The organism is Alteromonas hispanica (assembly GCF_010500915.1).
Classification (GTDB): domain Bacteria; phylum Pseudomonadota; class Gammaproteobacteria; order Enterobacterales; family Alteromonadaceae; genus Alteromonas; species Alteromonas hispanica.
The window spans coordinates 315,753-327,156 of record NZ_JAAAWP010000003.1; the positions used below are offsets into that span (position 1 = coordinate 315,753).

The 11,404-nt window shown below is 43.1% G+C and carries 12 protein-coding genes; 9 read left to right on the forward strand and 3 right to left on the reverse strand.

The annotated features are described in order from the left end of the window. Window positions 1-463 precede the first annotated feature (463 nt). The 6 genes from GTW09_RS06855 (at window position 464) to GTW09_RS06880 (ending at window position 6,884) form a co-directional block, all read left to right on the forward strand. On the forward strand, window positions 464-2,290 hold the full coding sequence (locus GTW09_RS06855; RefSeq protein WP_420809543.1) for a protein-disulfide reductase DsbD: 1,827 nt from the start codon (window positions 464-466) through the stop codon (window positions 2,288-2,290). Between the two features lie 105 nt (window positions 2,291-2,395). Next, window positions 2,396-3,247, forward strand: coding sequence for a M23 family metallopeptidase (locus GTW09_RS06860; RefSeq protein WP_239059304.1), 852 nt, complete (start codon window positions 2,396-2,398; stop codon window positions 3,245-3,247). A gap of 285 nt (window positions 3,248-3,532) precedes the next feature. After that, a complete protein-coding gene (gene aroQ / locus GTW09_RS06865) occupies window positions 3,533-3,973 on the forward strand; it encodes a type II 3-dehydroquinate dehydratase (protein ID WP_163111113.1) in 441 nt (146 codons plus the stop codon). Between the two features lie 14 nt (window positions 3,974-3,987). Then, window positions 3,988-4,449, forward strand: coding sequence for an acetyl-CoA carboxylase biotin carboxyl carrier protein (accB, locus tag GTW09_RS06870; RefSeq protein WP_071980931.1), 462 nt, complete (start codon window positions 3,988-3,990; stop codon window positions 4,447-4,449). Window positions 4,450-4,463: 14 nt separating this feature from the next. Then, on the forward strand, window positions 4,464-5,807 hold the full coding sequence (gene accC / locus GTW09_RS06875; protein ID WP_163111114.1) for an acetyl-CoA carboxylase biotin carboxylase subunit: 1,344 nt from the start codon (window positions 4,464-4,466) through the stop codon (window positions 5,805-5,807). Window positions 5,808-6,452: 645 nt separating this feature from the next. Then, on the forward strand, window positions 6,453-6,884 hold the full coding sequence (locus tag GTW09_RS06880) for a hypothetical protein (RefSeq protein ID WP_163111116.1): 432 nt from the start codon (window positions 6,453-6,455) through the stop codon (window positions 6,882-6,884). Window positions 6,885-6,897: 13 nt separating this feature from the next. Here the strand turns inward: GTW09_RS06880 and GTW09_RS06885 are convergent, their stop codons facing one another. The 3 genes from GTW09_RS06885 to GTW09_RS06895 form a co-directional block, all read right to left on the reverse strand. Continuing rightward, window positions 6,898-7,158: a TIGR03643 family protein gene (locus GTW09_RS06885; protein WP_071980934.1), complete on the reverse strand. Its 261-nt coding sequence runs from the start codon at window positions 7,156-7,158 to the stop codon at window positions 6,898-6,900. A gap of 66 nt (window positions 7,159-7,224) precedes the next feature. Beyond that, complete coding sequence (locus GTW09_RS06890) at window positions 7,225-9,375, reverse strand: exonuclease domain-containing protein (RefSeq protein WP_163111118.1); 2,151 nt, start codon at window positions 9,373-9,375, stop codon at window positions 7,225-7,227. Window positions 9,376-9,426: 51 nt separating this feature from the next. After that, entirely contained in the window at window positions 9,427-9,717 is a 291-nt protein-coding gene (locus GTW09_RS06895) for a hypothetical protein (protein WP_239059305.1), read from the reverse strand. Window positions 9,718-9,892: 175 nt separating this feature from the next. On the opposite strand from GTW09_RS06895, the gene GTW09_RS06900 reads away from it, so the two are divergent. The 3 genes from GTW09_RS06900 (at window position 9,893) to GTW09_RS06910 (ending at window position 11,227) form a co-directional block, all read left to right on the forward strand. Beyond that, a complete protein-coding gene (locus tag GTW09_RS06900; protein WP_071980937.1) occupies window positions 9,893-10,084 on the forward strand; it encodes a zinc ribbon domain-containing protein in 192 nt (63 codons plus the stop codon). Beyond that, a complete protein-coding gene (locus GTW09_RS06905) occupies window positions 10,077-10,715 on the forward strand; it encodes a flavin reductase family protein (RefSeq protein ID WP_163111123.1) in 639 nt (212 codons plus the stop codon). Before GTW09_RS06900 ends, GTW09_RS06905 begins: the two co-directional genes overlap by 8 nt. A gap of 218 nt (window positions 10,716-10,933) precedes the next feature. Then, complete coding sequence (locus GTW09_RS06910) at window positions 10,934-11,227, forward strand: high-potential iron-sulfur protein (protein ID WP_163111138.1); 294 nt, start codon at window positions 10,934-10,936, stop codon at window positions 11,225-11,227. The last annotated feature ends 177 nt before the right edge of the window (window positions 11,228-11,404 follow it).

Genomic DNA, 11,404 nt, shown 5'->3' on the forward strand with positions numbered 1-11,404 from the left:
AACGTTTTCTCAGTACCGCGAAGTAAGTGATAGTTGTATGGCTTTAGAAACCGATCACAAGAAAAGGTTCGGTTTCTTTCGGTTAAACGGCTACACAGCGCGACCGACAACCACGGTTTTATACTTTCACCGTGAAACAATACTGTTACTGTATCGGTCTTAGTACGCACAAAGCAAATTTTGCCCAATTTTTTGCGGGTAAAGTGTGTTTGTGACAGAGCACATTAGTGCAAGAACATTAAGCGCAGATTATTTTCACGCCTTGCACTCTTTTTATACGAATAAACAGTATCAAGTAACGTTATAACTAAAGCGAGCAAGCGCGGATAGCAGTGAGTAAGTCAAAGTAAGTGTTCGTTAGAATGCGCTCGCGCGCCAAATGCGCGATACATCTAGTATGTTAAAGCAACAGAATTAAACCAATAAAATTCAGCAATACAAATGAATAAAAGAAGTTGTCATCATGAATAATGTTTTACCCTTTTGTAAGCCTTCTTATCAGTCTGCATTTGATTCAATACGCCGTATGTTTATGGTTTTTACCTTGGCATTGTGCTCGATTATGTTGGCTACAAATACAGTGGCACAAACTAAATTCCCCGACAGTTTAGATGCGTCATTTTCTCAAGAACCTGAATTTTTAGATGTAGAACAAGCTTTTGTTTTCGACTTCAACCAAAAAAATAAAACGCTCTCCTTAACCTTTTCCATTGCAGACGGCTATTACCTGTATAAAAAGCAGTTTAAATACGTAGCGAAAGATGCCGAAATAGGGACAGCCTCCTATCCCAAAGGAGTTATGATTGAGGATGAGTTTTTCGGCGAGTCTGAGGTATTTTATAACAGTGTTGTGATTACACTGCCTATCGAGAACGCCTCATCTGACGGTATCGTTAAGGTTCGCTATCAAGGGTGTGCCGACGCAGGGCTTTGCTACCCGCCAACGATAAAAGTGGTTTACCTTAATGAGGTCATGGCCGAGGGGCAAGGCGCAAACGAGAGCAACGGATCCTCAGTGGAAAGTGAACAATTTTCGCTAGCAAATCAACTTATCAACAAAGAAAACTTGCCTCTTACTCTTTTATTATTTTTTGCCTTAGGCATTGGGCTTGCATTTACGCCCTGTGTTTTCCCTATGTACCCTATTGTGTCTGGTATTGTTATTGGGCAAGGAAAAACAAAAACACTATCGCACTCTTTCTGGCTTACATTTGTTTATGTACAGGGCATGGCAATCACTTACTCTTTGCTTGGTCTTGTGGTAGCGGTGGCCGGCGCTCAATTTCAAGCAGCGCTGCAACACCCTGTAGTACTTGGTGTTTTCATTGCTTTATTTATCTCCTTGGCCGTTGCTTTGTTCGGCGGTTTTGAAATACAACTTCCCGCTAAATGGCAGGAAAAGCTGACATCGGCGAGCAATAACCAAACCCCGGGAAGCTTTGTGGGTGTTTTCATCATGGGCGTACTGTCTGGGCTTATTGCCTCGCCGTGTACCACCGCTCCGCTTACCGGAATTTTACTGTTCATTGCTCAAACAGGCGATATGACCTTAGGCTTTATCTCGCTCTACTTGCTCAGCATAGGGATGGGAATACCGCTTATTCTCTTTGGCGTAACGGGCGGAAAACTGCTGCCAAAAGCAGGCAACTGGATGAATGTTGTCAAGGTAACATTCGGGTTCATGATGCTCGCTGTCGCCATTGTATTTATAGAGCGTCTTTGGAATAGCGCCTTCTCCGATTTTTTATGGGCAGCTCTGGGCTTTGGCTTATTTGGCTATTACTGGTGGCTAAATCGCGCTACAGCAAACTCAATGATGAAGCTTGGGCGCGCTATATTAGTGGCAATAGGCATTATGGGCAGTGCAGGCATTGCTTATCAAACAGGCGAGAATGTGGGTCTTTGGGGAGAGAAAAAGGAACATCCTGAGTTTGTAAAAGCCAGAAACCTTAACGACCTTCAACAAAAAATTGCGGCGGCCAACGCTCAAGACAAAACCGTGATGGTAGACCTTTATGCCGATTGGTGCGTGGCGTGTAAAGAGTTTGAAAAGTACACTTTCCCCGACCAGGGTGTGGTAACTGCACTAAACAATACAGTGTGGATGCAAATGGATCTCACTGATAACACGCCCGAACGCCAGGAAATTTTTGATAAATTTGAAGTGCTTGGTTTGCCAACTATCTTATTTTTCGATACGAGTGGAAAGGAAATTCGTCAATCACGGGTTACTGGCTTTATGGATGCAGAAGAGTTTGCTGAACATGTCAATAATGCACTTATTAAGTGAATGAGATTACCAACAAACTCTCTAACCCCCAGGCGTTTAACAAGTATATAAAAGGTAGTTGATTGCTCGCTTATATATTAAATGTCAGTTGTTGGATTTCAGGTTTTGATTAACACACTAAGCAGAACCACGATCATTTCGCTGATCTTAGCCTTTGCGTGCGCAATAGCAGCATTGCCGCTAAAGCTTGCAGCTCAGCAAATGAAGCCTTTGCAGCTTGAGGGCTGTTTTGACGAACGGCGCTTTTGCATTGTGCTTAGTGAAAGCAATAGAGGAACCGGTCAGCAGAACCGCACCTATCGCATAGGTATAAAAAGACATCTAAACCTGCCAGTTGCCGTTACGCTTTATTCTTCTGAACTAGGGCGTATGGCCCATGCAAACGCATTTTTGTCCGATGACAGTACTATTGAACTAGGTGAAACTTCATCACCCTCACGTTTTTGGTCAAACATGCGGGTTAAATGGACGGTGGGAGACATTAATGCGTCTCATAACAATAATTACTCATATGCACCGCCCCTGCAGCCGCTAGAAAATTATCCTGTTGTTCAGGGCGTGAACGGCAGCTTTAGTCACTTTGGTGCATCAAAATATGCTCTCGACTTCGGGGCAAAAAAAGGCACCCCCATTCTCGCAGCTCGTGGGGGAATTGTTATTGATACAAAGAGCAGTGGCAGAAAAGGCGGACCTACACCAGAGTTTGCAAAGTATGCCAACTATATTGCTATCTTGCACAGCGATGGCACTACCGGTGAATACTATCACCTGATGCATAACGGTGTTGCGGTAGCACGAGGCCAGCGCATCCAGGTAGGACAACTCATCGGATACACAGGAAATACTGGGTTTTCATCTGTACCCCATTTACATTTCGGTGTTTACGTTGCGAAATATCACGGTCGCTATGAAAGCGTTCCTTTTAAAATGAAAACGGTAAACGTAGACATAGAATAAAAGCAATATAACGCTCTATGCCAGGCATGGCACACCATCCACTCGTTTCCACACAACATTTCATTAACAAAAAGCAACGCTGCGAATGACAGCCTGTAGCAAAAACTTTGCGCCTAAAACACCTGATTAGACCAGTATTTTGCTGCTAAATCTTTCTCTATCTCTATAATCACACTATAAATCACGAAACGGATCGAACTATTGGCTTTTTTTCGTGCAACTGAAACGGAAATTTGTTGAAATGACAAATACCGTGTCAATTACCCGAAGATAGCAGCAAATTAGATGAATATTTTGTTATTGAATGGCCCTAACTTAAATATGTTAGGTCAACGAGAGCCCGACAATTATGGTACGCAGACGCTGCAGAACATCGTAGATGATTTGCAGGCTCAGGCTGCGTCTAGCGACGTTACGCTAACGCATTTTCAGTCTAACGCTGAACATGCGCTTATTGAGCGTATTCACAGCGCTATGGGCAACACAGATGCCATCATTATTAATCCTGCTGCTTTTACACACACAAGCATTGCCATTCGCGACGCGTTACTCAGTGTAAGTATTCCGTTTATTGAAGTTCATTTGTCGAATGTTCACGCCCGTGAACCTTTTCGTCACCACTCCTATTTTTCTGATGTTGCAGCTGGCGTCATTGTCGGTCTTGGCCCTATGGGTTATTCGCTTGCGCTAACTGCAGCAGTCAATTTACCGAAATCGCAAAAATAACGCAGAGAAAGAACATGGATATTAGAAAGATAAAGAAACTCATCGAGCTAGTTGAAGAATCTGGTGTAGCTGAGCTAGAAATTACTGAAGGTGAAGAGTCGGTACGAATTCACCGTGGTCCAACTGGTGTTCAAGCGCCGGTAAACTATAGCTTTGCAGCTCCCGCTGCACCACAGCAAGCTCCAGCCCAAGCGCCTGCGGCACCTGAAGTCGCTGCACCTTCTGAACCAGCTGCACCTGAAGGCCATGTAGTTAAATCGCCTATGGTTGGTACTTTCTATCGTGCTTCATCACCTACTTCTAAAGCATTTGCTGAAGTGGGACAGCAGGTTAAAGTAGGCGATACTTTATGTATTGTTGAAGCTATGAAAATGATGAACCAAATTGAGTCTGACAAAGCCGGCGTTGTAAAAGCAATTTTAGTAGAGAACCAAGATCCGGTTGAATTTGACCAGCCAATGTTCATCATCGAATAAGTGAGCAATTCACAATGCTAGATAAAGTACTTATTGCCAACCGTGGTGAAATTGCCCTGCGAATTTTAAGAGCCTGTAAAGAATTGGGCATTAAAACCGTAGCTGTGCATTCCACTGCGGACAGAAATTTAAAGCACGTGTTGCTTGCCGACGAATCTATTTGTATCGGTAAAGCATCTGCGACCGAGAGCTATCTTAATATTCCGCGTATTATTGCAGCAGCAGAAGTTACAAACTCTATAGCAATCCACCCTGGCTATGGTTTTTTAGCAGAAAATGCAGACTTTGCTGAAGCGGTAGAAAAAAGCGGTTTTATCTTTATTGGACCTACAGCGGAAACCATTAACCTGATGGGTGATAAAGTATCTGCTATTAACGCTATGAAGAAAGCCGGCGTTCCTTGCGTACCAGGTTCAGATGGCCCGTTAACTGACGACGAAGAGCGCAACAAAGCCATAGCAAAGCGCATTGGATATCCAATTATTGTTAAAGCTGCTGGTGGCGGCGGTGGTCGTGGTATGCGTGTTGTGCGCAGCGAAGGCGAACTGGTAAAAGCAATTCAAACCACACAGGCAGAGGCTGGTTCAGCGTTTGGTAACCCAACGGTTTACATGGAAAAGTTCCTAGAAAACCCTCGTCACGTTGAAATTCAAGTGCTTGCTGACGGACAGGGCAATGCTATTCACTTAGGTGAGCGCGACTGTTCTATGCAGCGCCGCCATCAGAAAGTGGTAGAAGAAGCACCTGCACCAGGTATTTCAGAGCAAATGCGTGCAAAAATAGGCGACCGTTGTCGCAGAGCCTGTATTGAAATCAATTATCGAGGCGCTGGTACATTCGAATTCCTATATGAAAACGGCGAATTCTATTTTATTGAAATGAACACCCGTATTCAGGTAGAGCACCCTGTGTCAGAAATGATTACTGGCGTTGATTTGATAAAAGAGCAGCTTCGCATAGCAGCAGGTCAGCCGCTGTCTATCGACCAGTCTCAAATACAAATTCGCGGGCATGCAATCGAGTGTCGTATTAATGCTGAAGATCCAGAAACCTTCATCCCAAGCCCTGGACTCATTAATATGTTTCATGCGCCAGGTGGTTTAGGGATCCGCTGGGAGTCGCATATTTATGCTGGCTATACAGTTCCTCCTTTTTACGACTCTATGATTGGTAAGCTAATTGCCTACGGCGAAAGCCGTGACGAGGCCATCGCGCGTATGCGCCATGCTTTGGAAGAGATTGTGGTTGACGGTATTAAAACTAATATTCCACTACAAAGACGGATTATGGCCGATGAAAACTTCTTCGCGGGTGGTACTAATATTCACTACCTCGAAAAGAAACTGGGCTTAAACTAATCCCCCCCTTTGGGCTGTATCGCAATGTTGGTGCAGCCCAATTTTACCTTTTCCCCTCTTTTCTATAATTGCTTAAAACTGTAATCTAAATCTAAAGTGACCCGCTTATACCGGCTTTCTTAAAGTCTCTGAAACTACACTTCTGCTCAATATAGGATAAAGAAAGACAGTATCACTGCAGTGATTCGCATTTTGCGATTATAACAATCAATTTTTACTGATTTTATGTTTGATTAACATGAGTACACTTACTTGCATTGAAAGACGTCTCCCACGTCATTGTTTTTTTCATGTGTGAATTACCTTATGGAGTTAATCTCCGCTTATGCCGATGCTATGCATCGGCTTTTTTATGTCCGCATTTTGTCAGCAACCTCTGGGCTATGTAATTCCGCTCCACAAACGCCACCCAAAAAAAAGGCCCACCAAACGGTGGGCCAAACAGCAAGAACGCGTACACACTTTAACAGTGCATTAGTGAATACGCCCCGTATTTTATTGAAGTTCATATATATTAAATTACTTATTTTTAACCTCACAACCTTTAATAAGTGAAGTGAGTTCTTTAGACTCGAGCCAATGCAAGGAAAAGAAATTTCATAAAGGAACAAATTTAAAAACAGTCAATAACCTCTAAGGCAGTCTATGCAAAGTCGTTATACACAGCTCAAAGAAAAGCTTCCTATTTCAAGATTATCTGACGATGTCCTTCTCGCGCTTCGCGTTTTATATGATGACCCCCTCGACATCGTAGACCTTAAGCAGGATATCGACGACCTCACTGTTTATCCTGAGAGGCTTCATGATAGCTACCGCAAAGAGTGGGAAACTTACGTGCTTAAATCGCTAGCAGCAGAGCTTAAGAGTAATTGCGATTTATCTGCTTCTGAATATATTGAAAGCGTCATGCAACGCGTGGAGGACGTAGAGCAAAACAATGCGTCTTACGCAGCCTTTTTAGAAAAGGTTACTCAAGCCAAACAAATTAATGAATCTGGCAATACCCTTGTTTTTCCTAGCCCTTTTCGCCAGCAACTTATGGCGTTTTTACTCCCCGTTAGCACGGTAGACAAGTAGCGCTAATAGCGCATTATTTGTTGGCGCTTTTCACTTTGTACTGAGACGGACAATATCCTCGGTCCACGCCTTCTGGGCGCAAACTAGCATGCTTAGTTTTGCGGCCAGACACCCTTGCGCGCCAGTTCTTAAACGTTTTTTGTTTTAAGTTTTTACGCATAAGCTTAATGACTTCTTTTTCAGGCAGGCCGTATAAACGTTCGATAGCCTCAAACGGCGTTCTATCTTCCCACGCCATCTCTATAACTCTCGACTGCTGTTCTTCATCTAACATAGCTATTCTCTCGTTGCAGACTGTTTATCGCTGTTGATACGAAAATTTACCGTCTTCGTTCAAATTTTATAGGGCGTTTTCTCTATCATCTTTTTCAAAAGCTAATTTAAGTAATTCGGCCGCAGCTTTTGCATCAGAAAGGGCACGGTGATGACGCTCCATAGAGATATAAAAATGCTTGGTTAGATTGGCAAGTGAGTAAGAAGGCAACCCTGGATAAGTGCGCCGCATTTCTCTTACCGTACACATTTTAGGGCGACGAAAGGGCTGTTCTAAACGCGCAAACTCTTGCTTTATAAAGCCATAGTCAAAATTCACATTGTGAGCTACAAATACAGAGTCTTCAGTAAACGCAGCTATTTCACTGGCAACGTCTGCAAAAATAGGCGCACCTTCCACCATATCATCTGAAATACCGGTCAGCCGCGTAATATTTGCAGGAATTCGGCGCTGTGGGTTTATTAAGGTTTGATAACGGTCTACTTCCTCGCCGGCAATAAGCTTCACCATTCCAATTTCGGTAATGCGATTGTAGCTGTTGTTTCCCCCTGTGGTTTCTATATCCACAACGACATAGGGCTGCTCAGGGTCGCGTACCCAGTTTACTGTTGTTACAGCCACATCAAACCCGGCCTGTTGCAAACGCTGAATAGACACCAGCTGGTTTCGTCGCAATTGATCTCCAGGGGCTTTTATTTCCTCAAACCGCAAGCCGTTGTCGTAAACCATAATATCGGGAAAACCATCTCTCAGGTTTTCAAAATCTCGACTCATCATTCTAAGCACGTTCTGAATACTTTGTAATTCACCGTACTGCAGCAGTGCTTCAATGGGCTCTAGTAATCGACTAGACCATATAAACAAACTGTTCACTTTCCCATAATGGGTTGTGGCCATTTTTTGGATATGAAAAAGCAGCTTTTCCTTTGAATCTAATGAAGAAAGTAGCCCTTCAATGCTGGTTTTAAACTTTGCATAAAAGTTGTTTTGCTTTAACGACAGTGGTCTTCGGTCAAATTCCGTTACCAACGTATCTTCTTCGTACAGTTGAGACCAAAACGTTAGGCCGAAGATACTGCGCCACAATCGGTTTTCTGTGCGCCAACCTTTTATGCCATGCCGTGCGTAATGCGCTAGCACTCCTCTTTCAACCTGCTGATTTTGACTCACATCTATTGCCAGCTCTCTACTGGCACTGCGCAACATATCGGTGACTGAACTCGTGCGTTTTTTATTGAATTTTCTCGCATAGAAATCTTCTGCGAAAGCCAGCAATGTATCTGATTGCGGGTTGTCGATAATGCTTTCCAGTATCACTTTAACATCATCTATGTTTCCAACTTTATAACTCTCTCTTATCCACTTTTCTTTTGCTTTGTCACTCTCAGCTAAGCCAAGTATATGCAGGCCTTTCTGCTTGTCTTCATCAAGTAACTTAAGCCCCAACGCATAAAGTAACTGGTCGCGGTAAAAGCCAGCAGATACGCCTTCTGTTGTTGGGAAATCCTCGTTTGCTAAGGCAAACAGTGCCTCGCGGTCGTAATAACCTAACTGCGTATAATGATTTGCGTAAAACCATGCTGCTTCGGTATCTGCTTTAGTTTCAAACCGCGCGACATCGGTTACTGAGTCTGAACGCGTGCGCATGACACCTAAATCTCGCATAGAAAATTGGTTTAACCGGCTTTTTGTATTGCCGAAATAAAGAAACAATAAAAAGCGTAAGGAGTCATCAAAAAGGCACACTAAGTAGTTTTCAATTGAGTTGCTATCAATTGAAAAGCGGCTTGGCCATCCGTTAGCGCGTATCTCATTATCAAGAAGCGTAACCAGTTTGGGCTTGGTCAACGACGCCAACCCTTGTGTACTGCCATACTCTGCCAATAACGTTATAATGGCATCTTTAGTAAGAACTCCTGAGATATCGTTCAGCGATGCATGAGTTATGTCACCAAACCAGCCGTCTTCTGTAAGCGCGTCGATATACGCTTGAGGCGAATTAATTTCAGCATAATTAAATTGCGTTCTATCAATAATGGCATACTTGCGATTTGCGGCACGCACTATAATGCACTGCTCATCTTCGTTTAACGCTTTAAAGCGATGAATAAATTTTGCAGCACTATCTGAAAGCAATGTTGCACTCGCCCCCTCGAAAAAGCGAAGGAACTCGTGAAAGTGAGTAAGATAATAGCGTGGGGGAAGATCTTTTCGCATACGGCCAGTTGTTCAGTCATTCTCGCGATAGTGTATATTTATACAGCACCATTAATCAACCTTTACTCGCTGTTTCGCAACCCAATTGAAAAATGTGGTGAGCTGCTCGTCAGCTAGCAGCAACTGCAATGTTGAAAGCCGTTTCGCCAGCATCATTTCATCATAGAAGCGATGAATACCACTGTGGCACTGTCGACAGATATACACGCCCTCTTGCAGCTGCGCCTTGGTATAGTTTTTTTTGAAAAACGGACGTCGATGCATTTTCTTCGGGATAAGATGATGAAAGGTGAGCCGTGTTTTTCGCTTACAACACGGACAGATGCCAACGGTATTTGCCACAAAAAGCACCTATATAAATATACTAGTCCTATATGTATTCTTCAGACAATTCGTCTTAATTTATACCGATAAAATGACGTTGTGATCACAAGCGTGCATATTGAGAAGTAAAATCAATCCAGCAAAAGAAAATACCCGTAACTATGGGTACAAATTTTAAATAGTGAAGATAATTATGAGTTTGACACGCGCGATGGGGTTTTCCTGCCCATACTGCATGGCACCGAACGATGTTGAAATTGACGAAATGAACGATGTGGGGCAAATTCAGGTTCTTGATTGTCAAGTCTGCTGCCAGCCCATTGAGCTTAGAGTTTTTCAGCATGGTGACGAACTTTCTATAGAGGCAGAAAGAGAAAATGACTGATCGCATGACCCGCGACGATTTAGATGAATTAGAGCAGCGCTATAGAGCCAACCTTATCAATAGCTTATCTGGCTTTAAGTCTGCTGCTCTGCTTGGTAGCTCAGATGGTAAAACCAATAATTTGGCCATCATTAGCTCGGTAGTACACGTCGGTGCAAATCCGCCTCTGCTAGGCATGATAATGCGCCCACACACTGTACAACGCGATTCATTAGACAATATAAAACAGCAGGGTTATTACACGCTTAACCATGTTCATACCGATTGGATTGATAAGGCCCATCAAACGTCAGCGCGTTATGAACAAAACGAAAGTGAATTTGACGCTGTAGGGCTTACACCATTTTTCAGTGATGGACTTCCCGCGCCTTACGTGAAGGAAAGTGAGGTAAAAATTGGTTTGAAGGTAGCGCAGCATTTTACGCTTCTAAACAAAACCGAAATGGTAATTGGTGAAATACAAGAAGTTATTTTTGATAAACATGCACTGCATAAAGACGGTTATTTAGATATAGAAGCACTGAGCACTGCTTCAATTTCTGGGTTAGATAGTTATCATAAAAGCCAAAGACTGGCGCAGTTCGCTTATGCGAAACCGCATGTAAAACTTGATAGGAAGAAAACTTCTTAACAAGTTTGCGGTCTTATATTTAATAGCAGCTCCACACTTTATGAATATTTATTAATCGGTAAATAATGCAATTCACATAAATTTTGTCGATCTTTACTCAAAAAGAGTTAGTATTAAGTATGAAGTCGAAAAACCTGCTCTCTTTGGGCAGGTTTTTTGCGTTTAAGGCACTGAATAAAAAAGAATCATTATCGTTTCTATCTCATTGGGAGAATGTTATGAAATCTGTTAATCGCCGTGACTTTATGAAGCTTACGGGCTCTACACTGATAGGGTTAACGTTAGGTGGCGTGGCACTGCGCGCTCAAGCGCAAGAGCAGCTAAGCGCAGACGACGCTACCGCTAAAGCGCTAAATTACACGCCGTCTTCAACAGTTGAAGGCGCAAAGTGCAGCAATTGTATGTATGTTCAAGGCGCAGATGGTGAGCAGTATCGCCCTTGTAACATTTTCCCAGGAAAACTGGTTAATGCTGACGGCTGGTGTAGTGCATGGGTTAAAAAACCTGGCTAATTGTCAACGCTTTGGTAGAACGTTAGCCTAGTTGATTGCTTATACAAACAACAGCAATGCTAAAGCGCGCTAACGTGAACATATAAGGCTACGATAAAAGCTGAAAACACAAGCTATAGGTCAAAATAAAAGGGCCCAAACAATGATTTGTTTGAGCCCTTTTTTTATTACCTTGAC